The 24,589-nt window shown below is 67.1% G+C and carries 23 protein-coding genes; 17 read left to right on the top strand and 6 right to left on the bottom strand.

Annotated elements, in window-relative coordinates; genetic code table 11:
* The coding region (locus ABW137_RS35680; RefSeq protein ID WP_526407657.1) for a sensor histidine kinase at window positions 1-612 on the top strand (612 nt) is incomplete at its 5' end.
* Window positions 613-719: 107 nt separating this feature from the next.
* Here the strand turns inward: ABW137_RS35680 and ABW137_RS35675 are convergent.
* The 6 genes from ABW137_RS35675 to ABW137_RS35650 all read right to left on the bottom strand — a co-directional run bounded on the left by ABW137_RS35675 (window position 720) and on the right by ABW137_RS35650 (window position 8,070).
* Window positions 720-1,853, bottom strand: a complete 1,134-nt coding sequence (locus ABW137_RS35675; RefSeq protein WP_526407655.1) for an acyl-CoA dehydrogenase family protein — start codon at window positions 1,851-1,853, stop codon at window positions 720-722.
* Between the two features lie 11 nt (window positions 1,854-1,864).
* Window positions 1,865-3,307 (bottom strand): Re/Si-specific NAD(P)(+) transhydrogenase subunit beta, encoded by a 1,443-nt coding sequence (pntB, locus tag ABW137_RS35670; protein ID WP_526407653.1) that lies wholly within the window; start codon window positions 3,305-3,307, stop codon window positions 1,865-1,867.
* A 5-nt stretch (window positions 3,308-3,312) separates the two neighbouring features.
* Window positions 3,313-4,836 carry a Re/Si-specific NAD(P)(+) transhydrogenase subunit alpha gene (locus tag ABW137_RS35665; protein WP_526407652.1) on the bottom strand — a complete coding sequence of 508 codons (1,524 nt, stop codon included), beginning with the start codon at window positions 4,834-4,836 and terminating at the stop codon, window positions 3,313-3,315.
* A gap of 81 nt (window positions 4,837-4,917) precedes the next feature.
* Window positions 4,918-5,922 carry a Gfo/Idh/MocA family protein gene (locus tag ABW137_RS35660; protein WP_526407650.1) on the bottom strand — a complete coding sequence of 335 codons (1,005 nt, stop codon included), beginning with the start codon at window positions 5,920-5,922 and terminating at the stop codon, window positions 4,918-4,920.
* Entirely contained in the window at window positions 5,906-6,601 is a 696-nt protein-coding gene (locus ABW137_RS35655) for an RraA family protein (RefSeq protein ID WP_526407648.1), read from the bottom strand. Before ABW137_RS35655 ends, ABW137_RS35660 begins: the two co-directional genes overlap by 17 nt.
* Window positions 6,598-8,070 carry an FAD-dependent oxidoreductase gene (locus tag ABW137_RS35650; protein ID WP_526407661.1) on the bottom strand — a complete coding sequence of 491 codons (1,473 nt, stop codon included), beginning with the start codon at window positions 8,068-8,070 and terminating at the stop codon, window positions 6,598-6,600. Before ABW137_RS35650 ends, ABW137_RS35655 begins: the two co-directional genes overlap by 4 nt.
* A gap of 251 nt (window positions 8,071-8,321) precedes the next feature.
* Here ABW137_RS35650 and ABW137_RS35645 point away from each other — a divergent pair, with 251 nt between their 5' ends.
* From ABW137_RS35645 to ABW137_RS35570, 16 genes are all read left to right on the top strand, one after another.
* Window positions 8,322-9,254, top strand: a complete 933-nt coding sequence (locus ABW137_RS35645) for a dihydrodipicolinate synthase family protein (protein ID WP_526407646.1) — start codon at window positions 8,322-8,324, stop codon at window positions 9,252-9,254.
* A gap of 1 nt (window position 9,255) precedes the next feature.
* Window positions 9,256-10,428, top strand: a complete 1,173-nt coding sequence (locus ABW137_RS35640) for an enolase C-terminal domain-like protein (RefSeq protein WP_526407659.1) — start codon at window positions 9,256-9,258, stop codon at window positions 10,426-10,428.
* Window positions 10,429-10,499: 71 nt separating this feature from the next.
* Window positions 10,500-11,786: a hypothetical protein gene (locus tag ABW137_RS35635; protein WP_526407644.1), complete on the top strand. Its 1,287-nt coding sequence runs from the start codon at window positions 10,500-10,502 to the stop codon at window positions 11,784-11,786.
* A gap of 42 nt (window positions 11,787-11,828) precedes the next feature.
* Window positions 11,829-12,860 (top strand): LacI family DNA-binding transcriptional regulator, encoded by a 1,032-nt coding sequence (locus ABW137_RS35630; protein ID WP_526407642.1) that lies wholly within the window; start codon window positions 11,829-11,831, stop codon window positions 12,858-12,860.
* A 249-nt stretch (window positions 12,861-13,109) separates the two neighbouring features.
* Window positions 13,110-13,577: a hypothetical protein gene (locus tag ABW137_RS35625; protein WP_526407641.1), complete on the top strand. Its 468-nt coding sequence runs from the start codon at window positions 13,110-13,112 to the stop codon at window positions 13,575-13,577.
* Window positions 13,574-14,446, top strand: coding sequence for an FAS1-like dehydratase domain-containing protein (locus ABW137_RS35620; RefSeq protein WP_526407639.1), 873 nt, complete (start codon window positions 13,574-13,576; stop codon window positions 14,444-14,446). The genes ABW137_RS35625 and ABW137_RS35620 overlap by 4 nt, the downstream gene beginning before the upstream one ends.
* On the top strand, window positions 14,443-14,865 hold the full coding sequence (locus tag ABW137_RS35615; RefSeq protein ID WP_526407637.1) for a MaoC/PaaZ C-terminal domain-containing protein: 423 nt from the start codon (window positions 14,443-14,445) through the stop codon (window positions 14,863-14,865). The genes ABW137_RS35620 and ABW137_RS35615 overlap by 4 nt, the downstream gene beginning before the upstream one ends.
* The gene (locus ABW137_RS35610; protein WP_526407635.1) at window positions 14,862-15,953 is read left to right on the top strand and encodes a tartrate dehydrogenase; all 1,092 of its coding nucleotides are present in this window, start codon (window positions 14,862-14,864) and stop codon (window positions 15,951-15,953) included. The genes ABW137_RS35615 and ABW137_RS35610 overlap by 4 nt, the downstream gene beginning before the upstream one ends.
* Before the next feature lie 2 nt (window positions 15,954-15,955).
* Window positions 15,956-16,747 (top strand): SDR family NAD(P)-dependent oxidoreductase, encoded by a 792-nt coding sequence (locus ABW137_RS35605; RefSeq protein WP_526407633.1) that lies wholly within the window; start codon window positions 15,956-15,958, stop codon window positions 16,745-16,747.
* Window positions 16,748-16,751: 4 nt separating this feature from the next.
* Complete coding sequence (locus ABW137_RS35600) at window positions 16,752-17,648, top strand: ABC transporter permease (protein ID WP_526407631.1); 897 nt, start codon at window positions 16,752-16,754, stop codon at window positions 17,646-17,648.
* Window positions 17,635-19,098: an aldehyde dehydrogenase family protein gene (locus ABW137_RS35595; protein WP_526407629.1), complete on the top strand. Its 1,464-nt coding sequence runs from the start codon at window positions 17,635-17,637 to the stop codon at window positions 19,096-19,098. Before ABW137_RS35600 ends, ABW137_RS35595 begins: the two co-directional genes overlap by 14 nt.
* Window positions 19,095-20,306: a CaiB/BaiF CoA transferase family protein gene (locus ABW137_RS35590; RefSeq protein ID WP_526407627.1), complete on the top strand. Its 1,212-nt coding sequence runs from the start codon at window positions 19,095-19,097 to the stop codon at window positions 20,304-20,306. Before ABW137_RS35595 ends, ABW137_RS35590 begins: the two co-directional genes overlap by 4 nt.
* Window positions 20,303-21,340: an ABC transporter ATP-binding protein gene (locus ABW137_RS35585; RefSeq protein ID WP_526407625.1), complete on the top strand. Its 1,038-nt coding sequence runs from the start codon at window positions 20,303-20,305 to the stop codon at window positions 21,338-21,340. The genes ABW137_RS35590 and ABW137_RS35585 overlap by 4 nt, the downstream gene beginning before the upstream one ends.
* On the top strand, window positions 21,337-22,182 hold the full coding sequence (locus ABW137_RS35580; RefSeq protein ID WP_526407623.1) for an ATP-binding cassette domain-containing protein: 846 nt from the start codon (window positions 21,337-21,339) through the stop codon (window positions 22,180-22,182). The genes ABW137_RS35585 and ABW137_RS35580 overlap by 4 nt, the downstream gene beginning before the upstream one ends.
* Window positions 22,179-22,979: an enoyl-CoA hydratase/isomerase family protein gene (locus ABW137_RS35575; RefSeq protein WP_526407621.1), complete on the top strand. Its 801-nt coding sequence runs from the start codon at window positions 22,179-22,181 to the stop codon at window positions 22,977-22,979. The genes ABW137_RS35580 and ABW137_RS35575 overlap by 4 nt, the downstream gene beginning before the upstream one ends.
* Window positions 22,976-24,571, top strand: a complete 1,596-nt coding sequence (locus tag ABW137_RS35570; protein ID WP_526407619.1) for an ABC transporter substrate-binding protein — start codon at window positions 22,976-22,978, stop codon at window positions 24,569-24,571. The genes ABW137_RS35575 and ABW137_RS35570 overlap by 4 nt, the downstream gene beginning before the upstream one ends.
* Window positions 24,572-24,589: the final 18 nt, after the last annotated feature.

Genomic DNA, 24,589 nt, shown 5'->3' with positions numbered 1-24,589 from the left:
GTCGCCGAGTCGATGCAGGCCGACGAACGCACCAATCGCGAGCTCGCCGAACACCTGCACGACGGTCCGCTGCAGACGCTGCTTGCCGCGCGGATGGAACTCGACGAGGTGCGCGAGCGCATCCCCGACCCCGCACTGGACTTGGTGTACGCGGCGCTGAACGACACCGCGGCGGGGTTGCGGTCGACGGTGACGGCACTGCACCCGCAGGTGCTCGCGCAGCTCGGCCTGACAGCCGGAGTGCGAGAGTTGGTGCGCCAGTACGACTCCCGCGGCGACTTCCTCATCGACGCCGAACTCGAAGACGTCGGACGGCCCGCATCGCAAGCCCTTCTGTACCGGGCGGCCCGCGAACTGCTCGCCAACATCCACAAGCACGCCGACGCGACCGAGGTGACCGTCCGGCTGTTTCGCGATGGCGATCGCTTCGTGTTGACGGTCGCCGACGACGGTGTCGGGTTCGAGCCGTCGATCATCGACCAGCGCGTCGCCGAGGGACACATCGGGCTGGCCTCGCTGCAGGCCAGGTTCGATTCGATGGGCGGGGCGATGACGATCGACTCCGGCCCGGAAGGTGGCACCGTCGTGACGGTGGCGTCGCCGCCGGAGTGACGCGGCCTGGCGAGAGCCGCAGCCGCGACACATAAACGGTGGCGGCGACACGCCGGGTGGGGGCGCCGAGGCTTATGTCTCGCCGGGGCGGGGGCCAGGCGCGAGGGCTACGTCGTCAGTCCTCGCGCGATGACCAATCGCTGAATCTGGTTGGTGCCCTCGAAGATCTGCGTGATCTTGGCCTCGCGCATGTAGCGCTCGACCCGATAGTCGCGGGTGTATCCGGCGCCACCGAACACCTGCACCGCGTCGGTGGTGACCTTCATCGCCGCGTCCGTCGCCACCAGCTTGGCGACGCTGGCCTGCGCGGAGTACGGCTGGCCGAGATCGCGTCGCCGCGCGGCGTCCAGGTACGTGGCTCGTGCGCTGACGACGGCCGCGGACATGTCCGCCAAGAGGAAGCCCAGCCCCTGATGGTCGATGATCTTGCGGCCGAACGTCGTTCGCTCGTTGGCGTAGCGGCAGGCCTCGCCCAACGCGGCCTGGGCGATGCCCGTCGCGACCGCGGCGATGCCGAGTCGGCCGGAATCCAGTGCGCTGAAGGCGATCTGAAGACCCTGGCCCTCGGCACCGATGCGGCGGTCGGCGTCGATTTGGGCGTTGTCGTAGAACGCCGACGTCGTGGGGACCGCGTGCAGACCCATCTTCTCCTCGGGCTTGCCAAAGCTCAGGCCGGGCAGGTCGCCGGGGACCAGGAAGCAGCTGATCGACTTCTCGCCGGTGCGCGCGAACAGCGTGTAGAAGTCGGCGATTCCGCCGTGGGTGATCCACGACTTCGAGCCGTTGAGCACGTAACCACCATCGGAAGGCGTTGCCGCACAACGCAGTGCCGCCGCGTCGGATCCGGCCTGCGGCTCGGATAGGCTGTACGCGCCGATCTGGTCACCGGACAGCATGTCCGGCAGCCACCGTTGCTTCTGCTCGTCGGTGCCGAAGACGAGAAGCGCATGCGAGGACAGGCTGTGCACGCTGACCGCGACGGCCACCGCGGCCCACCGCGCGGCGAGCTCCTCGAGCACCTGCAGGTAGACCTCGTACGGCTGCCCGCCGCCGCCCCACTCCTCGGGCTGCGGCAGGCTCAGCAGCCCCGCCGCACCCAGCTGGGCGAACACCCCGTCGGGGTAGGTCTCCTTGCGCTCGTGTTCGTCGACGATCGGTTCGAGAACCTTGTCGGCGACGTCGCGGGTCAGCGCGATGAGCTCGTGGGCTTCGTCAGAGGGCAGGAGGCGGTCAACGGGCATAGTTGGACATCCTAGTTTCTGACTAGGGACTCCAGCGCGGAGTTGATTGCGTCGACCCGGTCCTTGGCGTCGCCGAACAGCATCTGGGTGTTGTCCCGGAAGAACAGGGGGTTCTGCACGCCTGCGTAGCCCGAGGCCATGGAGCGCTTGAAGACGATGACGTTGTCGGCGTTCCACACCGTGAGGACCGGCATGCCCGCGATGGGGCTGCTGGGGTCCTCGGCCGCGGCCGGGTTGACGGTGTCGTTGGCGCCGATGACCAGGACGACGTTGGTGCTGTCGAAGTCGTCGTTGATCTCGTCCATCTCGAGCACGATGTCGTAGGGCACCTTGGCCTCGGCCAGCAGCACGTTCATGTGGCCGGGCAGCCGGCCCGCGACGGGGTGAATGCCGAATCGGACGTTGACGCCGCGGTCGCGCAACTTGCGGGTCAGGTCGGCGACGCCGTACTGGGCTTGGGCAACGGCCATGCCGTAGCCGGGTGTGATGATCACCGAGCTGGCCGAACTGAGCAGTTCGGCGGCGCCCTCGGCGTTGATCTCGCGGTGCTCGCCGTAGTCCACATCGGACCCTGCCCCTGAGCTTTCCATGCCGAAACCGCCTGCGATGACGGAGATGAACGACCGGTTCATGGCCTTGCACATGATGTAGGACAGGTAGGCACCGGAGGAGCCGACGAGCGCGCCGGTCACGATGAGCAGGTCGTTGGACAGCAGGAAGCCCGACGCCGCCGCGGCCCAGCCCGAGTAGCTGTTGAGCATCGACACCACGACGGGCATGTCGCCGCCGCCGATCGAGGCCACCAGGTGCCAGCCGAGCAGCAGGGCCAGCACGGTGACGGCGATGAGCAGCCACAGCTGCGGGTCGACGACGAACCACACCGTGAGTGCGAAGAACACGACGAGCGCGCCGACGTTGAGGGCGTTCTTGCCGGGCAACATCAGTGGGGTGGACTTGATGCGGGCCGAGAGCTTGAGGTTGGCGACGATCGAGCCGGTGAAGGTGACGGCACCGATGAACACGCCGATGAAGACCTCGGCGGAGTGGATGCCGAGCAGACCCTGGGTGTCCAGCACACCGGCCTCGGAGCCGAGGGGGTCACCCTCGACGTGCAGGTAGCCGTTCCAACCGACCAGCACCGCGGCCAGGCCGACGAACGAGTGCAGCAGCGCGATCAGCTCGGGCATGCCGGTCATCTCGACGACGCGAGCCCGCCACAGGCCGATCGCGGCGCCGATCGCCATCGCACCGACCAGCAGACCGATCCCCAGCGGTTCGATGTGGCGGCTGATCGCCAGGGCGATGGTGGCGATCAGGGCGACCGCCATGCCCGCGATGCCGAAGGTGTTGCCCGACCGTGACGTTTCGTGCTTGGACAGCCCGGCCAGGGCCATGATGAACAGCAGGGCCGCGACGACGTAGGCCGCGGTGGCGGTGGTCTCTAGGGTGAACACGGAATCTAGCTCCTCGAGAACATGGCGAGCATGCGGCGGGTCACCGCGAAGCCACCGAAGACGTTGATACTGGCGAGCAGGGTCGCGACGGTCGCCAGCACGGTGACGACGGTGTCGCCGTGGCCGATCTGCAGCAGCGCGCCGACGACGATGATTCCGGAGATGGCGTTGGTCACCGACATCAATGGGGTGTGCAGGGCGTGGTGCACGTGCCCGATGACGTAGTACCCGATCACGATCGCCAGGGCGAACACGGTCAGGTGGACCTGCAGCGCGGCAGGCGATAGTGCAATGAGCAGGAACAGCACCGCGGCGGCGGCGAACGTGATGCCCAACCGGCGCTGCGCCGTCATCGGTTCCTTGACCGGTTTTGGCTCGACGGGTGCCGTCGCGGTCGCCGCTGGCGCGGCGGACACCTGCACCGGTGGCGGCGGCCAGGTGGTCTCGCCATCGCGCACCACGGTGACCGAGCGCTGCACGACGTCCTCGAAATCCAGGGTGAGGGCCCCGTCCTTCTCGGGGGTGAGCAGCTTGAGCAGATTGACCAGGTTGGTGCCGTACAGCTGGGAGGCCGTTGCGGGCAGCCGCCCGGCCAGGTCGGTGTAGCCGATGATCGTCACGCCGTTGTCGGTGACGATTGCCTGGTCCTTGACGGTGCCCTCGACGTTGCCGCCGTTGGCCGCGGCCATGTCGACGATCACGCTGCCCGACTTCATCGAGGCCACCATCTCCGCGGTGATGATGCGGGGCGCGGGCCTGCCGGGGATCAGCGCGGTCGTGATGATGATGTCGACGTCGCGGGCCTGCTCGGAGTACAGCGCCGCCTCGCGGGCCTTGTAGTCGTCGCCCATCTCCTTGGCGTAGCCGGTGGCCGAGACCTCGGCGGCCGCCGGGTCGACGTAGAGGTATTCACCGCCCAGGGACTTGACCTGGTCGGCCACCTCGGGCCGCGGGTCGGTGGCCCGGACGATCGCACCCATGCTGCCCGCCGCGCCGATCGCGGCCAGCCCGGCCACGCCCGCGCCGACGACGAGCACCTTGGCCGGTGGCACCTTGCCCGCCGCGGTCACTTGGCCCGTGAAGAACCGGCCGAAGCTGTGCGCGGCCTCGACGACCGCCCGGTACCCGGCGATGTTGGCCATCGACGACAGCACGTCCAACGACTGTGCCCGCGAGATGCGCGGCACGGCGTCCATCGCCAGTGCGGTGATGGGGCGAGCGGACAGCTTCTCGACGAGCTCGGGGTTCAGCGCGGGCGAGATCAGGCTGACCAGCGTGGCGTGGTCCTTGAGGGACGCGATCTCGCTGTCCGACGGTGCGTTGACCTTGAGCAGTACGTCGGCGGCCCAGGGATTGCCGATTTCGGCGCCCGCCTCGACATAGGCGGCGTCGGAGAAGCTGGAGGCATCGCCTGCGCCGGATTCGACGACGACCGAATAGCCCAATTTGAGGAGTTGCCCGACGGTCTGCGGCGTCGCGGCGACACGCGTCTCACCCGCGTGGGACTCGCGCGGTATCCCGATGATCATCGAAAGAGTCTCGCATTTGCATCCCGACTGTGCGCGTGCCCCTCTTGCCGTGAGCGGTATGCTCACCGCCCGCACAGAGGTTCAGGCCTGCCCGTCGGTGACCAGGAGGTCGGCCAACAGCTGGTCCATCACCGCGGCGGTGCGGATGGCGCTGGGCCCGGTGCTGCTGCACCGGCCCGAGCCGTTCCACTCGGCGACGATGGTGCGGATCAGCGGTTCGTGCACGTGCGGCGGGTCTGGAATGGCCAGTTGCTCGACGTTGTCGCCACGAACGAGCTCGATTGCCTCTGGTGCCGAGATCGACAGCGACACCGTTCCTTCGGAACCGATGATGGTCGTCCTGTCGCAATCGGTGCCCGCGTCGAAGCACCAAGTGCCCGAGCCGATCACACCGGAGTCGAACGTGTAGCCGATCGTCACGGTGTCTTCGAGCGGGCGTCCATGGCCGACCGCACGGCCTTGGACACCGCGCAACGGACCGAACACGTGATCCAGCCAGTCCAGGGTGTGGCACGCGGCGTCGAAGAACCAGCCGCCGCCCGACAGCCCGACGGTGTTCTGCCACGACGACGGCCGTGGCTTCTGCGTCCGGATCGAATTGATCGCCCGCACGTCGCCGATCGCGCCGTCGCGAACCAGTTCGCGGACGCGCTCGAACCGAGGAAGTGCGCGACGGTAATACGCCACCCACAGCGGCACGCCTGCCGCCTCGCACGCCGCCGTCATCGACCGGCACTCGTCGGCGTCGACCGCCATCGGCTTCTCCACCAGGACGGCCTTGCCCGCCGCGGCTGCGCGTTTCGTGTAGTCGGCATGGGTGTTGGGATGGGTCGCGATGTAGACCGCGTCGATGTCGGCGGCCGTCAGAATCGCCTCGGCATCGGCGTGCCATCGTTCGACGCCGTGGCGGTGTGCGTAATCCCTTGCCTTCTCGGGGTTTCGGCGCATGACGGCGACGAGCTCCGACCCCGCGACGCGCTGAAGGGCGGGACCGCTCTTGACCTCGGTGACGTCGCCGGCGCCGATGATGCCCCACCGCATGGCGTCCAGGGCAACCCGCCCGCCATCGTCAGTGCCCGGAGCCATAGCCCTTGCGGGCCTTCAGGCCGTCGAGCGTGAAGTCGTCGCCGTCGATGTAGCTCATGTCGCCGGCCTCGGCGGTGCGGACCGCGTCGACGGCGTCGGGCAGCCCTGGCAAGACCTCCCAGGGAATCAGGACGATGCCGTTGGCGTCACCGTGCACGAGATCTCCGGTGACCACTCGTTGGCCGTCCAGCTCGACCGGCTCGCCGACGGTGGCGATCTCGAAGTTGGCGTGGGACACCACTGGATAGCGCATGAAGTAGTGGAAGCCGAGCGCGCGAACCTCCGCCACGTCGCGCAACGCTCCGTCGGTCACCATTCCGACCGCGCCGAGCCGACGGGCCAGCTTGCTCATGATCTCGCCTGCGTACGCCACCCGCTGCGGCGCACCGCTCTCGTCGGCGATCATCAGCACGACGGGCCCCGGCATGGCGTCCAATTCCTCCCACATCCGCCAGTACCCCTCGCGCGAGGCGGGGCGATCGCCAGGGTTTCGCATCGTGACGGTCAACGCTCGCCCGACCATCGTGCCGAGCTCGGGGAAGGTGCAACGGACTTCGCCGCCGATGAAACCGTCGGTCAGCGGGCGCACCTTGAACCGCTCGATGGCGTTGGCCACCGTGGGGCTGTCGACCGAGCTTAGGAATGCGAGCTGCTCGACGGTCATCTGCTGGCTGGTCATACACCCTCGATCGTCTTGTCGGAACACATGATGTTCCTCGAGGCCGCAAGGCCTGCGAGGCGCCCGGAGGTCATGGCCCAGCCGATGTGATGGCCGTGTCCCTTCAACAGCATTCCGCCCTGTCCGACACCGCCGACGGCCATCAGACCCTCGATCACGGAACCGTCCTCGCGCAGCACCCGCAACTCCGCGTCGATGGCGACGGCACCCTCGGTCACGGTCAGCATGCTGTAGACGGGGCCCATCGCCACGAACGGCCCGCGCAGTGTCGACGAGGAGACCGCCTGCGCGAGGTTGTCCGCGTCCACCCCGATCGACCGGGCCAGGGTCGCGACGTCCGGGGCTCGGGTGATCAGATCGGGACGCCCGCGGGCATAGTCGCTGAAGTACGCGAAGGCAATGCCAGGCGCCGTGGAGACGTGGTGGGGCGCGTGTTCGAATCTCGCAGCGACCGACTCGTCGAGCACGATGTATCCGCAGCAGTCCGGTCGAGTCGAAAGTTCCTCTGCTGGAGACACTTCCGACCCGAATCGTACGCCGTTGCCGTCGACCAGCACGGCGCCCTGCTCGAACAGGGCGTTGCTGGGTGACATATGGGACACCAGAAGTGACTTCACGATTGGTCGAAGGGCGGCCGCGGGCAGCGTCCGGACGACGATCCCCTCGATCCGACACAACCACCGCCACAGGGGGAGTCGGTCGATGACACCCGGCTTGGGTGGCGGGGGAAAGCGCAGCTGGGGCCCGAAGAGCTGGTCCATCCTTCGCAGCTCGGCCCCGACTTCTGCGGCGAGCTGGTGGCCGAGTCCCAGCGCAGCGTCGTTGATGGGGATGGCACCGTGCGCACTCTCCGGCAGGTACGCCTTGCGCATGGTTGCGCTGCCGCTGAAGTCGCCACTGGCGAGGATGACCGAACGCCGTGCCGTCAAGTGCCGCCGTCCGTCGGCCGAATCGACTTCCAGCCCGGTGACCCGGTTCAGGTCATCGGTCACCAGCTGCAGCGCCTCCGTCGAGGTCATCACGTCGACACCGGCCCGGCGCGCGGCGCCCGCGAGCCTGGCGATGTAGGACCGTGAGTTCGGAATGACGTTGTGCATCCGTGGCACTCGGTGCGGGGGCTCGGGATAGGGACCCGAGAACACCACGCCGTGCGCGACCAGCCAGTCGTAGGTGCGGCCCGACTCGACGGCATACAACCGCCGCAACGCGGGGGCGTCACCTTCCAGCAGCTCCTTGTCGAAGGCCCACATGTCCTCGACGAGCTCGAGTGGGTCGTCGTGAATGCCCTTCCGACGTTGTAGCGGTGTGTCGGCGGCGGTAAGGGAACCGACGGAGTAGGCCGTCGTGCCGCCGAGTCGATCCCGGCGCTCCACCACCGCGACCGAGGCGCCGCGTTCAGCGGCGGCGACCGCTGCCGCCAGGCCCGAACCGCCACCGCCCACCACCACGACGTCGTAGGTGTCGGACATCGCCACGGGGCCTCCTCGTATCGTATCGATTCCAAACACTACGACTGTGCCGCCGTCGCGTCCAGACTCAATTGGGGGAACCGAGGACGCCGCCAAATCCCTTCGCCAACTGCCGCGCGGCGCCGTGCGTTGGCCAGAACCGCATCCGGAGATTGGGCGTCGTGCCCTATTGCGGCGAGTTATTGCTTGCCATACCGCGATATCCGCTGATTGAATGTGTCCCATCACCCGTCGTCGTCAGAGAGGCGAAGATGTCCACTCCCGATCTACGAGGCCTCACCCCCGCCATCGTCACCCCGTTCGACGATCAGGGGGATGTCGACTTCGACAGCCTCGTTTCCTACGTGTCATGGTTGGAATCGATTCCAGGAGTGGTCGCGATCGTCCTGAACTCCCACGCTGGGGAGGGCAGCGCGCTGACCAGCGACGAACGCGCCGAGATCGTGCGGACGGTCAAGTCGGAATTTCCCGACCTGCACGTCGTCGCAGGCGTGATCGGCGACGGCACACGGCTCGCCGCCGGCGAAGCGCAGCGCGCTGCCGAGGGCGGAGCCGATTCGCTGTTGATGTTCCCACCGCCGTCGGCCGTCCGGTTCGGCTTTCAGCCGGGATCGGTGCAGGACAGGTACCGCGCGGTCTGGGCGGCGGCGCAACTCCCCATCATCGCGTTCCAGTTCCCGAACGTCACGAAGGCGACCTTCAACCTGCCACTGCTGTTGGAACTGTGTGCGCTCGATGGGGTGTTCGCCATCAAGGACGGCGCACGCGACATGATCCGCTGGGACACCGAAGTACCCGTGATCCGGGAGAACTTTCCCGACATCCAGATGCTGACCTGCCAGGACGAATTCCTGCTGCACACGATGTGGGAATCCGACGGTGCCCTCGTCGGCTACGGTGCGCTGATTCCCGAACTGCTCGTCGAGGAACTCGAGAAGGCCAAGGCGCACGACTACGACGCGGCCAAGGAAGTGCACGACCGCATGCTTCCGATCACGAAGGCGGTCTACCATCGCACGTCGCACATCGAGTCGACGCCTGCGATGAAGCTCGGGCTCGTCGAGCGGGGGATCCTTCGGTCGGCCTACGTGCGTTCACCGCTGATGCCGCTCGAAGACGGCGCGAGTGAGAACATCCGCAACGCGATGCTCGCCGCGGGCGTCGACCTCGGAGTGCGTGCCTGACATGCGCATCGTGGACATCCGGCACATCACCGTGCCCATCGCCAGCGAGATGGCCAACGCGTTCATCAACTTCTCCAAGATGGACGTCAGCGTGCTGGCGATCGTCACCGACGAGGTACGTGACGGAAAGCCCGTCGTGGGTTATGGATTCAACTCCAACGGCCGCTACGCCCAGCCGGGGATCCTGTCGCATCGCATCATTCCCCGCGTCCTCGAGGCCGACCAGGACTCCCTGATCGACCCGGCGACCGGACACCTCGATCCGGAGCGGATCTGGGCGGCGTCCATGCAGAACGAGAAACCCGGTGGTCATGGTGACCGAGCGGTGGCCGTGGGCATCCTCGACATGGCAGCGTGGGATCTGGCTGCGAAGCTCGCCGGCGTGAGCGTGCAACGGCTCATCGCCACCCGCTCGCCTGCAGGCCTCGGCGACCCTCTCGACAAGGTGTGGGTATACGCCGCGGGCGGCTATTACTACCCGGACAAGGGGATCGACGCACTCCAGTCGGAGATGCGTGGCTACCTCGACCTCGGCTACCGCACCGTCAAGATGAAGATCGGCGGTGCGCCACTCGGCGAGGACGTCGCGAGGATCGAGGCAGTACTGGACGTCTTGCCAGAGGGCTGCACCCTCGCCGTCGACGCCAACGGACGCTTCGACGCCGACACCGCGGTCGCGTACGCGGAGGCCCTGGCCCGCCTGCCACTTCACTGGTATGAGGAGCCCGTCGACCCGCTCGACTTCCAGGGATTGTCAGCGGTGGCCGCCCACTACCCCGGTGTGCTGGCTACGGGCGAGAACCTGCTGTCGCGTCAGGAAGCGGCCAACCTGGTGCACTACGGTGGCCTTCGGTCGGATCGCGATGTGCTGCAGATGGATTCGGCGCTCAGCTACGGGTTCACCGAGTATCAGCGCACGCTGAGCATGCTGGCCAAGAACGGGTGGTCCGCCGAGCGTTGCGTCCCACATGGCGGCCACCAGTTCAACCTTGCGATCGCGGCAGGCTGCGGTCTCGGTGGCTCGGAGTCCTACCCCGGCATCTTCGAGCCGTTCGGCGGCTTCGCCGATGGCGACCAGGTGCGGGACGGGTACATCACCCTGCCGGACGGGCCAGGGATCGGATTGGAACTCAAGGCGTCGCTGCGGCCCGTTCTTTCCCAGCTGGTGAGCTGACCACGGACCAGGACAGCGAGCAAGCACACGCACGGGATCGACCGTGCCGCATGGACGGACGGCGTGGCGCCGTGCCATCGAGCGACGGCGTGTTCGGAATCGCGCTGGCCGTCAACATGATTCTCGTACCTGCCACGTTGTTCTTCCCCTGGCTCGACTTGGCTGCCGGGGCGACCACGCTGGTGGCGACCGTGCTCGGTCTTCTCAGGGTCCCGCGGTTGCAGCGACTGCTGGCCGCGGTGCTGATCGGTTTGGGCGCGGCCGCTCTCGTCACCGCTCTCATTCTCGGTGCCCGTCCGCCGTTGAGCCAGTTGCTCGTACTCAACCAGACACTGATCGGGATGCTGACGGCCGTCTCGTTCGTGCGTCTCATCACCGGCGACCACGGCGTCCACCCGCCACGGCTGACGGGTGTCGCGGCAGTCTGGCGGACCGCCCTGATCGTGCAACTCCTGGGCGCCATCATCAACATCAGCGCCGTGACGATCGTGGGAGACCGGTTGCGACACAAGGGCAAACTCCAGATGGCGGACGCCTTGCTTCTTTCACGGGGCTATTCACCGGGCGCCTTCTGGTCGCCGTTCTGGGGAGCCAGCGCAGCGGCGTTGACCTATGCGATCGGCGCAGACACGGGTGTGCTGCTGCTCTGCGGTGGCCTGCTGGCACTGGGCGCGTTCCTGGTCAGCATCACGATGGTGGTGCGCGCCTTCGGGAACCGGCTGCCGGAGTACCACGGTTACCCGCTGTCGGCCAAGGTACTGGTCCTGCCGATCACGATGGCGGTCATCGTGATCGCTCTGCACCTCGGTCGTCCCGACGTCAAGCTCGCCATCGTCGTGCTGGTCGTGTCGTTGCTGGTGCCGTCCGCCGTACTGGCCGTCACCCGCACCAGGCACGTGCCGCGCATCCTGGGCGGGCACGTCGTCCGCGGCCTGCGCGTGATGCACGGCGAGGCAGTGCTCTTCACTGCCGCGGGCGTGCTTTCGGTGGGCCTGCGAGCGCTCGTCGACGTCATGGGAGTCACGGTCCCCGCCGGCTATTACACGGTGTGGTTTGCCTGGCTGTCGGTCGTCGCGATGACGCTCGTCGCGCTGGTCGGTGTGCACCCAGTGATATCCATCGCGGCGGTGGCGTCCGTACTCGGCCCAGTCATCAGCGAACCGACTCTCTTCGCCCTCGCCGGAACCATAGCGTGGGGCACCGCGGCGGCCGTCGGGCCGATCAGCGGGCTGAACGTATTCCTGGCGGGCAGGTTCGGCGTCAACGGATTCGACGTTGCCCGGCGAAACTTTCCATACCTGTTCGTCGTGGTCGTGCTGGCTTTACCGGCGCTTGGACTCTGTGCGAAGCTGACGTGACTGCCGGGATGCCAACCGTCCCCGATGGGGGGAGGAGCTGAGATGGCGACGATTCGAGATGTCGCCCTGAAGGCGGGCGTCGCTCCTTCATCGGTGACGCGGGTGCTCAGCGGGCATCCGAACGTGAGCGTGGACCTGCGCGACAGGGTGCTGGCGGCAGTCCACGAAGTCGGCTACAAACCGGATCTGGTGGCGGCGGGCCTGCGCCGCGGCTACACGCAGACCGTGGGCATCATCGTCAACGACGTGCTCAACCCGGTGGTCGCCCAAATGATCGACGTCGTGGAGGGCGACTTGCGCCGCGCGGGCTACGGCGTCATCCTCGCGAACTCACATGGACAGTCGGACAACGACATCGAGAACGTTCGCCTGCTCCATCAACGGCGCGTCGATGCCCTACTCGCGGCGTTCTCCGACGACACCAATCCCGAGCTCGTCGACGTACTGTCCGCGCTGCCGATCCCCGTGGTCTTGCTGGATCGCGAGATTGCCTCGCACGAGTTCAGCGCGGTGATCAGCGACCACGGCATGGGTGCAAGGCTGCTCGCCGAACACCTGATCGAGCGTGGCCACCGGGAGATCGGCGTGATCAGCGGCTCGCTGTCGGCCTATCCGAGTCGCTCACGGGTGCAGAACATCGGTCAGACTCTGGCCAGGTCAGGGGTGCCACTGCGGCCAGAGTTCACGATCGCGGGCCGCGGGTCGACCGAGTTCGGCGTGCAGTCCGTGGCGAGGCTGATGGACGATCCGCAGCCGCCCACCGCAATCGTGATCGGCAACGGCAACACGGCCGCCATCGCAGGCGTCATCGGGGAGCTGCGAAGGCGTGGGCTCAAGGTGGGCGAGGACATTGCCATCGCCGGCTCCGACGACGGCCCCCTGCTCGCCCTGCACACGCCGGGCATCACCGTAATCGCGCGCGACGTAGAGGATTTGGCCCGGCGCGCGGCCACCCTGGTATTGAATCGGCTCGATGACAAGAAGCCGGGGGTCCACACGGTCGTGCTGCCGACCCGCCTGATCCTGCGTCCGTCGACCGACTGGTCCCCGCATGCCACGATCTGCGCCTCCTGACGGATTCGCGATCCGTTGTGATTCGTGCTTGCACGGATTCACATTGTGACCGTAGTCTCTTTCTTGCATGGTGTTGAAAACGGTTCCCGGAGATTCGATGATTCAGGACGCGCCAGCGGTGCAGCCGCTCGCGGGGTCGAATGTGCTGATTAGCCTTATTGCAAGGCCTGAATGGGGAGATGCAATGCAATCGACGGTCGCATCCTCCACGCCAACCGTTGGAATCGATTCCCAAGATCCAGGAGAACGATGACGCTCGATTCCGACGTCGCTGCTCCCGTCGAGTCGGCCTGGGCACCGTTGCCCGGCTGTGGCGCCGTACGGGTCGGCCAGGTTGCGCCGCCCCGTCGCGTCGTGGTCTCCGATGACGGCCTCGCTCGAATGCGGACCGCGATTCAGTCGGTGATCGCCGACGTCGTTCAGGTCGGCATCGCCGACGTCTGCGCCGACCCCCTGGTCTTCGCCTTGACGGCGGGTCTGCCGAGGCTCACCGGCTTCGACAAGTCCATTGACGGCGGAAGTGCATGGCGCGACGAAGCGCCGATCGTGCCGGGCCAGTTGTACGCGGTCTCCGAGATCGCCGAGGTGGCCGAGCGACGGACCAGCGGCGGCCAGCGCATGGTGCGCGTCGCGTATCTGACGACCTTCACCGATCAGCATGGACAGTCGGTCGGCAGCGCCACCGGCACGAGCGTCCACCTGGGAGCAGGCACATGACCGCCGCCGCACCCGTGGAGTTCGGCGAAGTCGTCGTGACCCCGACGACCGAGCAGCTGTTGCGGTGGGCCGCTGCGGCAGAGGACTATTCGCCGATCCACTTCGATCGCGACGTCGCCATGGCCCGGGGCTTCGACGAGCCAGTGGTGCACGGTCCGTGGAAGGCTGCAGTGTTGCGTCGGCTGCTGGCGGCTTGGCTGGGGCCCAACGCCGCCGTCCACGACTTCGCCGTTCGCTATCTGCGCCCCGACGCCGTTGGCAAGCCGCTGAGGTTCGGTGGCCGCCTTCTCCACGAGACGGACGGAAGCGACGGTGCACGTGAATTGCGTTGCGCGGTGTGGGTTCGCGATGCCGACGGCACAGTCACCGTCGACGGGGAGTGCATCGCGACGCACACCCCGGACGCCGACGGCACACTTCCGATGGACAGGCTTCGCGCGGCCATCCGACTCGGCGAGGACGCGGGAAGCTTTACCTACTGCGTCGAGTCGAACGACGTGGAGGCCTTCGCCACGGCGATCGGGGCCATGCCGGGTACGGATGCGCCGACGACGTACTTCGCCGCCCTCGACCCCGTCGAGCGGCGCGATCTCGACCTCGACGCCTTCCTGCACCGGCTGCCCTTCCCGATGACCGGAGGCGGCAACGCCTTCAACGAGGTGACGTACGAGCGACCCATCCGGGTCGGTGACGTGATCACGGTGACGACGCGTTACACCGAGGCGTACGAGAAGCGCGGCTCGCGCGGCACACTGCTGTTCCGTGTCCGTACCAACGAAATGCGGGACGACACAGGAGCACTCGTCGCAACGAGTAGGTGCGGACACGTGCTGTCCTTCGACCTCGAAGGCTCGGGAGGTGCCCGATGATCCCCGCCCACATCGCAGCTCTGGGCGTCGGTCACGAACTGCCCGCGCGGGTGCACACCACCACCGCCGCCCAACTCGTGCGCTACGCCGGTGCCGCCCGTGACTTCTCGAGCATCCACTACGACGTCGACTACGCGCGGCGTCGCGGCTTCGACGGGGTCATCGTGCACGGGCTCCTCAAGGCCGCCTTCCTGGCGGAGCTCGGCACGGACTGGGCAGGAAACGGCGCCTGGTATCGCTCGTTCGGGGCCCGCTACACCGGCACCGACCTCGTCGGCGTGCCGATCACGTGTCGGGGCAGGGTCGCCACCCTCGATCACGACACCGGTCGGATCGGCCTCGAACTGTGGACCGAGAACGTCGACGGCCGCGCGACCACGAAGGCGACCGGAGTCATCCAGATCGGAGAAGAGGCGTGACCCCCACCGCCCGTACCTACCGCGTTGCCGCGCTGCCGGGTGATGGCATCGGCAACGAGGTGTTGCCTGCCGCCATCGAGGTGCTCGACGTGCTCGCAAGCCGATTCGACATCGACTTTCGGTGGCAGCACTACGAGTGGGGCTGTGAGTACTACCAGCGCACCGGTCTGATGATGCCTGCGGACGCCATCGAGCGGCTCGCGAGTCACGATGCGATCTTCCTCGGCGCGGTCGGCGCCCCCGGCGTACCGGACCATGTGTCGTTGTGGGGCATGCTGATCCCGATTCGACGCGAGTTCGACCAGTACGTGAACCTGCGACCCGCTCGGCTCCTGCCCAACGTACCGAGCCCGATCGCCCCATCCCGGAGTGCCGACATGGACATGGTGGTCATCCGGGAGAACGTGGAGGGGGAGTACTCGCGCATCGGAGGACGGTTGTATGCGGGCACCGACGCCGAGATGGCGGTGCAGGAGTCGGTCTTCACTCGTCGCGGCGTCGAGCGCGTCATGCGCTTCGCATTCGACCTCGCACGCGACAGACGCAAGCATCTGACGTCGGCGACCAAGTCCAACGGGATCGTCTACACGATGCCGTTCTGGGACGAGGTGTTCGCCGAACAGGCGCTACTACATCCCGACATCGGCATCGACCAGTACCACATCGACGCGCTCGCCGCGATGTTCGTCCTCGACCCATGCCGCTTCGACGTCGTGGTGGCCTCGAACCTGTTCGGCGACATCTTGACCGACCTTGCCGCCGCGGTCGCAGGCAGCATCGGCGTCGCGCCGTCGGCGAACATCAACCCCGAGCGCCGCTTCCCTTCGATGTTCGAGCCGATTCACGGGTCGGCGCCCGACATCGCCGGAAAGGGCATCGCGAATCCCGTCGGCCAGCTCTGGTCAGCCGTGCTGATGCTCGAACACCTCGGCGAGCACGAGCCTGCGGGCGTGCTGATGTCGGCCATCGAATCGGTGCTCGCGCAGGGTGTGATGACCGCCGACCTCGGTGGAACATCCTCAACGGCCGACGTGACCGCGGCGACGATCGACCGCGTCGGCTCAATCCAACCGGCGGGAAGGAACTGATGGTGCCCACGACGAGATTCTCCGGAGAGCCGGTGCTGATCACCGGCGGAGCAGGCGGCATGGGTGAGGCGATGGCCAGACGGCTCACCTCATCGGGAGCGCGGGTGGCGATCGTCGACCTGAAGGCGGACGAAGTCGCCGAGACGACGGGTCGGCTGCGAGGCGAGGGACTCGATGTCGTCGGCGTCGCCGCAGACACCACGGACGAGGAGTCGATGGCCGACGCCGTCGCCGAAGTGGTCCGTACCTACGGTTCGCTGTACGGACTGGTCACCGCGGCAGGAATCCGCCAGACCGCAACCGCTTTCACGGACATCGACCTCGCGGTCTGGAAGGCCATCATGGACGTCAACGTGACGGGGACGTTCGTCGCCATCCGCGCTGCGACCCCCGAACTGATTGCGAACCGGGGCGCGGTCGTGACGGTCGCCTCCGTCGTCGCCCAGGCCGCACGGATGAACCAGTCGGCGTACGCCACCAGCAAGGCGGCGGTGCTTCACCTGACCAAGCAGGTCGCCCTCGAGCTCGCTCCGAAGGGGGTCCGCGTGAACTGCCTGTGCCCAGGGGTCACCAACACCCCGATGATCGAGCTGGCGGTGCGCTCGGACGGTCCGAGCGTGCTGACCGACAAGCTCACCGGATCGCTCGCGCAGTTCCGGCCCGGCATTCCACTCGGCAGGCTCGCCGAGCCGGACGAGCAGGCCGCAACCGCCGAGTTCCTGCTCTCCTCCGACGCTTCGTTCATCACCGGGGTCGGCGTGTTCGTCGACGGCGGCGTCTCGATGCTGGGGTGAGGCGATGACCGCTCTGCAGAGATTCGGCCGGTTCGCCTGGACGCACAAGATGGTGACCGCGAGCTTCGCCATCCTCGCGATCGCCGTGCTCAGTGCGCTGTTCGTGCACCAGGTCGCACCCTTCGATCCCTACGCCCAGGACGTCTCGCTGCGAAACCTGCCGCCGATGACGCACTCCGGCAACGGAATCCACCCATTGGGCACCGATGCGCTCGGACGCGACGAACTGGCGCGCCTCATGCTCGGAGCCCAGATCTCCCTGACGGTCGGCGTCGCCAGCGTCCTGGTGTCGGGACTGGTCGGCACCACCATCGGATTGATCGCCGGCTACTACCGGGGCTGGTTCGACGACGTCGTCATGCGTCTCGTCGACCTGCAGATGAGCGTGCCGTCCCTGCTGATTGCACTGCTCGTCCTCTACCTCGCCGGGCCGAGCTTCCTCAACATCGTCCTGGTGCTTGCGGTGACCCGGTGGATGGTCTACGCCCGCGTGTCCCGCGGCCTGATGCTGTCGATGCGCGAGGTGCTGTTCGTCGAAGCCTCCCGAGCGCTCGGCGCGTCGAACCTGCGGATCATCACACGTCACCTGCTCCCGAACCTGTTGGCGCCCATCCTCGTTCTGGCCACCCTGGAGTTGGCGGTGATGATGCTGACCGAGGCATCGCTGAGCTTCCTCGGCCTCGGCATCCAACCACCCGAGTCGTCGTGGGGCCTGATGCTGGCCGAAGGCCGCGAATACCTCACCACCGCACCGTGGTTGGTCGCCGTGCCGGGGTTGGCGATCCTGCTGACCACCCTGAGCGTCAACATCATCGCCACCTGGCTGCGCAGCAGGTCCACCCAGGCCACCTATGCCCGCAGCGGTTCTCCAAAGGAAAGGCCCCAGAGTGCCCCAGCCTGACGACGCGGCAACCCTCCGTGCCGCGGCCATCGCCGCGGCCCCGACCAATGTCGACACCCATCCCGACGCCGGTCAGGTCGAGATCCGCCATCCCTACGACGGCCGGGTGGTGGGCCGGGTAGCAGCTTGTGGCGCAGCGGAAGTCGACGCGGCTGCACGTGCCGCGGTGACCGCGCAGGGCCGCGGCCTGCCCCAATGGCAGCGGGCCAGAGTGCTCGACGGCGTCGCGGTGCTTCTGGAGCGCGACCAGCAGCGACTCGCAGGCCTCATCACCCTCGAGAGCGGCAAGGCGATCAAGGATGCTCGCGGTGAAGTGCTCCGAGCCGCCGAGACCGCCCGCTTCTCCGCTGGGGTGGCGCGATCGATGTCCGGTGAGCAGGTGGCCACCGAGGCGACGCCGACCGGCATGGGCAAGTTGGCGATCGCGGTACGCCTGCCCGTCGGTGTCGTCGCCGCGATCTCGCCGTTCAACTTCCCGCTGAACACCGTGATGCACAAGGTGGGTCCCGCCATCGCCGCCGGTTGCGCGATCGTGCTCAAGCCCGCCCACCAAACGCCGCTGACCGCGTTGGCCCTGCGCGCCCTGTTGATCGAGGCAGGCTTGCCCGAGGACTGGCTCTCGGTGGTGACCGACGACCGCACCTCGGCTGGGCCCGCGCTCGTCGACCATGCCGTACCGAAGCTCATCACGTTCACGGGGAGCAGCCAGGTCGGCTGGAGCATCGCGGCCAAGGCCTACCGCAAGAGGGTGGCGCTCGAACTGGGGTCGAATTCTCCGGTCATCGTCGCGGCCGACGCCGACGTCGAAGTCGCTGCCGAGAAGATCTCGAAGGCCGCGTATTCGACGTCCGGGCAGAGCTGCATCTCGGTTCAACGGGTCATCGCCCACCGGGCGGTGCACGATGAACTCCTTGCAGCGCTGCAGAAACATGCAGACGCCCTGACCGTCGGCGACCCGTTCGACGATGCCACCGACGTGGGGCCGCTCATCGCGCCTGCGGCGACGGCACGGGTCAAGAGCTGGATCGACGAGGCGGCCGCGGCGGGCGCGACGCTCGTCGCCGGCGGCGAGCTGGTCGGCGAGTGCCTCCGACCGACGGTCGTCGACCGTGCTCCACTGGGTACGAAACTCCGTGAGGCAGAGGCGTTCGGACCCGTCCTCACCGTCATCCCGTACGAGGGCCGCGACGAGGCGTTCGCACTGGCCAACGAGACGGTGTACGGCCTGCAGGCCGGAGTGTTCACCCGCGACCTCGATCTCGCGCTGGCAGCGGTGACGCGCCTGGACTTCGGCGGCGTGTTGGTCAACGACATCCCCACCAGTCGGCTGGATCAGCAGCCCTACGGTGGCGTCGGCGAATCCGGCAACACCAGGGAGGGCCCGGCCTACGCCGCGCGCGAAATGACCGAGGTTCGGTTCGTCTCCTTCCAGGCGGGCGGCACCTCGTGACCGGGCCGCTGGCCGGCATCGTCGTGGTCGACTTCACCGAGCGGGTGCAGGGGCCCTACGCCACTCAGATGCTGGGTGACTTCGGTGCCGACGTCATCAAGATCGAACGACCATCGGCGCTCACACCCGACGGCAGGCCCGACGAACGCTACGCAGATGACGGCGGACCGATTCCCGATTCTCTCTACCGCGCAACGTTTCTGGCCAACAATCGCAACAAGCGCTCGATCGCCGTTGACCTCAAGTCGCCCGACGGACTCGAGACCATGAGGGCACTGATCCGCATCGCCGACGTGGTCTACGAGAACTTCAGGCCCGGGGTGATGGATCGGCTGGGTCTCGGCTACCGGGAGTGCCACGAACTCAATCCGGGGATCGTGTATGTCTCCGCATCGGGTTACGGCCCGGACGGGCCACGGGTGGGCAAGCCGGGCCAGGACGTTCTGGTCCAAGCGATGAGTGGGATCGGCGTGATCAACGAATCCGCTGATGGCAGACCGACGCCCATCGGCATGTCGATCACCGACGTGCTGGGTGGAGTCAACGGGGTCGCTGCCGTCCTTGCGGCGCTGGTGCACCGCGAACGGACCGGTGAGGGGCAACAGGTCTGGATCGACCTACTCGGCAGTGCCTTTGCCGCGCTCGGCGAGCATCTCGTACACATGATGAACAATGGCGCCGACGAGCCCGCCAGGGTAACGCCCATGCATGGCCACGGCTACATCCCGCCGCCGTACGGGTTCTACGCCACCAAGGACGGCTACCTTGCACTATCAAGCGGGCGGCAAATCCGCGAGATCAGTGAATTGATCGGCCTCCAAGATCTTTCGGTCGATCCGCGGTTCGACACCTACCACAAGCGGGTAGCCAACCAGGCCGAACTCGAGGCGATTCTCGAAGACGCATTGCAGTCGCGGACCACCGACGAGTGGCTCGCAGTGATGGAACCCGCCGACATCTTCGCGGCGCGGGTGAACACGCTGCGCGAGGCGGTCGCCGACCCGCAGGCGGTGGCCACCGGGCGCGTGGTGACGGTCGACAGTCCGGATGGGCCGCTCCGGTTGATCGCTCCGGCAGCACGATTCGGACGCACTCCCGCCGAGGTGCGCCTGGCCCCACCGCGGCACGGAGAGCACACGGAGCAGATCCGGCGCGAACTCGGACTCGACCGCGCACAGGTCTCCGAACCGGCGGGAGAACGGCGATGACCACGGCCACGACAGACGATGCCCCTCCGGCGCAGGCGGATACCGGCAAGGCCCTGCTGGCCGTCGAGAACCTGTCCATCTCGTTTCCGAGCCAGAGCGGTACGGTGCGCGCAGTCAACGACATCAGCTTCGAGATCGCTCCGCGCGAACGGGTGGCGATCGTCGGGGAGTCCGGCTCGGGTAAGTCGGTCACGGCACAGTCGCTCCTCGGCCTGCTGCCCACCGCAACGGTTACCGGTCGCATCGCGTTCGACGGTCGCAACGTGCTGGAGATGCCCGCTTCCGAGCTGAGGGCGCTACGCGGCGCCGAGATGTCCTACGTGTTCCAGGACCCGCTCTCCTCACTGGACCCGGTCCGCACCATCGGCGACCAGGTGTCGCAACCTCTGCGCATTCGTGGTGTCGGACGCAAGGAGGCAAAGGCGCGCGCGTTGGACATGCTCGGCGCCGTTGGCATTCCAGAACCGGCCCGACGTTACGGCTTTTACCCGCACCAGTTCTCCGGTGGCATGCGGCAGCGCGTGATGATCGCGATGGCGCTGATCGGCGAGCCGCGATTGGTGGTGGCCGACGAGCCGACGACGGCGCTCGACGTCCGAGTGCAGGCGAAGATCGTCGACCTGCTGTACGCGCTGACCGAAGAGCGCGGCGTCGCAGTCGTCTTCATCACCCATGACCTCGGTGTCGTTGCGGGCTTCGCCGACCGGGTGCTGGTGATGTACGGGGGCCGGATCGTGGAGAGTTGTGTGACCGCCGAGTTGTACTACCGCTCGATCAACCCCTACACCCTCGGTCTGCTTCAGTCGTTGCCCCGCGTGACGGGACCGATCCCCGAGAAACTGTCCACCATCGGCGGTCGGCCGCCGTCGCCGTCAGACCTTCCGTCGGGGTGCGCCTTTCACCCGCGATGCCGTTACTCCCGCGAACTCTGCCGCACCGAGACCCCGTTGCTGCAGACGCCGCCGGGCGGCGAGCATCCGAGCGCCTGCCACAGCGCAGGATGGCTCGCCGAACAGCCGGGGGTGTTGCGATGACCGACACGGTGATCGAAGTCGACGGTCTGGTCAAGGAATTCGGCTCGGGGCGACGGGCCGCGCGGGTGCTCGACGACATCGGATTCACCGTCGAGCGCGGTGAGACCCTAGGGCTGGTCGGTGAGTCCGGATCGGGCAAGTCGACCACCGCGCGATGCATCCTGCGGCTGATCGAGCCGACGTCCGGATCCATCCACTTCGAGGGTGAAGACGTCCTGTCCTTCCGCCGAAGCAAGCTCAAGGACTACCGCTCCCGGGCCCAGCTGGTGTTCCAGGATCCCTACTCGTCGCTCGACCCCCGGATGCGCGTCGAGGACATCATCGCCGAGGGCATCCGCATTCACCGGCCAAGGGAGAAGCGCGAGAAGGTCCGCGACGAGATCGTCGAACTGCTTGAGCTCGTTGGCCTGAGGCCCGACCACCTGCCTCGTCGGCCCGCGGCATTCTCGGGCGGTGAACGTCAACGCATCGGGATCGCTCGTGCGCTTGCGGTGCGCCCGAGCCTGCTGATTTGCGACGAGCCCGTGGCATCCCTCGACGTTTCCATCCAGGCGCAGATCCTGAACCTGTTCGTCGATCTGAAGGCCCGCCTCGGATTGACCATGATCTACATCGCCCACGATCTCGCGACGGTGCGGCACCTGTGTGACCGCGTCGTCGTCATGCAGGGCGGAACGATCAAGGAGATCGGTTCACGCGACGAGGTCTACAACGCCCCCCGCGACCCGTACACGATCGCATTGATGCAGGCGGTGCCCGAACCCGATCCGGTGATCGCCAGGCAACGCTTCGAGCAGCGCAGGCTAGCTGCCGCTGCGGCCGCGGAGGGGGCGGCGCCGTGACGCCCACAACCGGGTTGCCCACCATCGAGTCCTTTGGGGACCGGGTCGCCCAGATCACGCTGCGCCGTCCCGCCGTGCTCAACGCCCTCGACTCGGCCAGCCATGTTGCGATCGGTAGGGCCATCGTCGAACTCGAGCGCGACGAGTCCATCGGGGCGATCGTCATCGCGGGAGAGGGCCGGGCCTTCTGCTCCGGATCCGACCTCGCGGAGATCGGCCAACTCACTGGTCAGGCCGAGCAGGACTACGTCGCATTGGACTTCGCGACGAAGAACAGGATCGCGACCTGCACCAAGCCGATCGTCGCCGCCATCCAGGGGCACTGCGTCGGCGGCGGCCTCGAACTGGCACTCGCCTGCGACTTCCGGGTGGCAGGTCGGGATGCGGTGTTCAGCATGCCCGAGGTCACCCTCGGCAGCCTGCCGGGATCCGGTGGCCTGCAACGACTACCCCGACTCGTTGGCGTCGGCGTCGCCACCGACTGGATCCTGACCGGACGTCAGGTCGACGCCGAGGAGGCCGAGCGCAGGGGACTCGTCACCACGTTGGTGCCCGTTGGCGAGCACCTCCGCGCGGCGCGGGAGCTCGCATCGGGGCTGGCCGCGAAGAGTCCCCTGTCGCTGCGGTTGGCCAAGGTGGCGCTGACGCCAGAGCCGCTGGCCGACCGCGGTCTGGTCGCCGCCTTCCAGATGTTGGCCGGCGACGCCGGCCACCGGCAGCCGTCGTATGCGGCCGCCACCAAGAGATTCGCCGGGCACGGCGATGGTTCGCGTAACTCAGAGAGGAGCACCACGTGATCTCACGGACGGCAATGGAGCCGGTGAACCGATGGCACCGTGCGCGAGCCGGTGTCCTCGGCGTCTTCATGGCACTGATCTTCGTACTGGTCGCCTGCTCGGGCGGCGGCGGCAGTTCAGGTGGGGGGAGCACCGGCTCGGAGGTGACCATCGCGCTACCGGAGGAGCCGAGAACGCTGGCGAGCTGGAACGCCTACTCCAACGACGGGCATCCGATCCTGCGCAACGTCACCGAGGCCTTGATCAACCGGGACCCGAAGACCAACGACCTGGTCCCCGAGTTGGCCCTGTCATGGAAGCAGGTCGATCCCACCAACTGGCAGTTCACCCTTCGACAGAACGTGAAGTTCACCGACGGCTCGGACTTCGACGCCACGTCCGCGGCGACGTCGTTGAACTACGTCCTCGATGCGAAGAACGCCTTCCCGATGCGTACCTTCCTCGGTCCCGACATCGAGGCCAGCGCGGTGGACAAGTACACGCTCAACGTGAAGACCGCTGCGCCAGACCCCATCCTGCCGACCCGGCTGTACTTCGTCACGATCCCGTCCGCCAAGCAGATCACCGATGACCTCGGCAGCTACGAGACCAATCCGGTTGGCACCGGTCCGTACAAGCTGGACGCGTGGAACCGTGGGCAGAACATCACGCTGGTGCCGAACGACGAGTGGTGGGGCAAGGACGCGCCCGACGCGCAGGGCAAGCAGACGATCACCAAGGCCACCTATGTGTTCCGTACCGAGACCGAGGTGCGGTCGGCGATGGTGCAGCAAGGTGAGGCCGATCTGGCGCCCAAGATCACCAAGGAGCAGTGTGACGCAGCGCCCAAGTGCGAGTCGATCCCCACGGTCGAGACGGTGATCCTGCGCATCGACACCAAGAATCCCGTGCTCGCCGATCTCCGTGTGCGTCAGGCGATTTCGCTCGCCTTCGACAAGGACCAGATCATGAACGACATCCTGGGCGGCGGCAAGGTCGTCGGTCAGATCGTCGGGCCGTCGGCCGTCGGGTACGCGGACCTGCCGCCCTATCCGTACGACCCGGAGAAGGCGAAGTCGTTGATCGCGGCGGCGAAGGCCGACGGAGTGAACGTCGACGAACCGATCACGATCTCCGCCCGCGAGGGATACATCCTGCGCGCCAACGAAGTGGTGCAGCTGATCGCCGAAGCGCTGAAGACGGTCGGCCTGACCGGCGTGACCAGTGAGACGCAGGAGACCGCGGCGTTCGAGCAGCAATGGACCATGGGCTACCCCAACATCCCGCCAGAGCGGGCGCTGTTGGGACTGCAGCAGCACGGGCAGGAGTTGATGGACTACTCCGGCAGCGTCGTGGGCTACTACAGCTGCGAGGGCAACACCTCGGCGTTCTGCGACCCGGAACTGGAGAGGATGTTCACGGCCGCCGTCGGCACCACCGGCGACGCGCGTCAGACGGCTCTCGCCGACATCGCCAAATACGTCTACGACAGGGTCCCCGTCGTGCCGATCGGTCAGCCGAACTTCAACTTCGGTCTTGCAGAACGGCTCAACTGGCAACCCAGGACCGACGGTTTCATCCTCCTCAAGGAAATGACCCTCAACAACACCTAGTCGAGCGGTGTGCCGGGC

Source organism: Mycobacterium sp., from assembly GCF_040509115.1.
Lineage (GTDB): Bacteria > Actinomycetota > Actinomycetes > Mycobacteriales > Mycobacteriaceae > Mycobacterium.
The sequence above is the reverse complement of the archived record's forward strand: the minus strand, read 5'-3'. Positions and strand labels throughout refer to the sequence as shown.

Excerpts from the sequence above, each read along its gene's own strand:
- ABW137_RS35640 (WP_526407659.1), top strand. The coding sequence starts at position 9,256 with ATGCGCATCGTGGACATCCGGCACATCACCGTGCCCATCGCCAGCGAG.
- ABW137_RS35615 (WP_526407637.1), top strand. The coding sequence starts at position 14,443 with ATGATCCCCGCCCACATCGCAGCTCTGGGCGTCGGTCACGAACTGCCC.
- ABW137_RS35645 (WP_526407646.1), top strand. The coding sequence starts at position 8,322 with ATGTCCACTCCCGATCTACGAGGCCTCACCCCCGCCATCGTCACCCCG.
- ABW137_RS35650 (WP_526407661.1), bottom strand. The coding sequence starts at position 8,070 with ATGTCCGACACCTACGACGTCGTGGTGGTGGGCGGTGGCGGTTCGGGC.
- ABW137_RS35660 (WP_526407650.1), bottom strand. The coding sequence starts at position 5,922 with ATGGCTCCGGGCACTGACGATGGCGGGCGGGTTGCCCTGGACGCCATG.
- ABW137_RS35585 (WP_526407625.1), top strand. The coding sequence starts at position 20,303 with ATGACCACGGCCACGACAGACGATGCCCCTCCGGCGCAGGCGGATACC.
- ABW137_RS35625 (WP_526407641.1), top strand. The coding sequence starts at position 13,110 with ATGACGCTCGATTCCGACGTCGCTGCTCCCGTCGAGTCGGCCTGGGCA.
- ABW137_RS35665 (WP_526407652.1), bottom strand. The coding sequence starts at position 4,836 with ATGATCATCGGGATACCGCGCGAGTCCCACGCGGGTGAGACGCGTGTC.
- ABW137_RS35675 (WP_526407655.1), bottom strand. The coding sequence starts at position 1,853 with ATGCCCGTTGACCGCCTCCTGCCCTCTGACGAAGCCCACGAGCTCATC.
- ABW137_RS35600 (WP_526407631.1), top strand. The coding sequence starts at position 16,752 with ATGACCGCTCTGCAGAGATTCGGCCGGTTCGCCTGGACGCACAAGATG.
- ABW137_RS35580 (WP_526407623.1), top strand. The coding sequence starts at position 21,337 with ATGACCGACACGGTGATCGAAGTCGACGGTCTGGTCAAGGAATTCGGC.
- ABW137_RS35630 (WP_526407642.1), top strand. The coding sequence starts at position 11,829 with ATGGCGACGATTCGAGATGTCGCCCTGAAGGCGGGCGTCGCTCCTTCA.
- ABW137_RS35620 (WP_526407639.1), top strand. The coding sequence starts at position 13,574 with ATGACCGCCGCCGCACCCGTGGAGTTCGGCGAAGTCGTCGTGACCCCG.
- ABW137_RS35655 (WP_526407648.1), bottom strand. The coding sequence starts at position 6,601 with ATGACCAGCCAGCAGATGACCGTCGAGCAGCTCGCATTCCTAAGCTCG.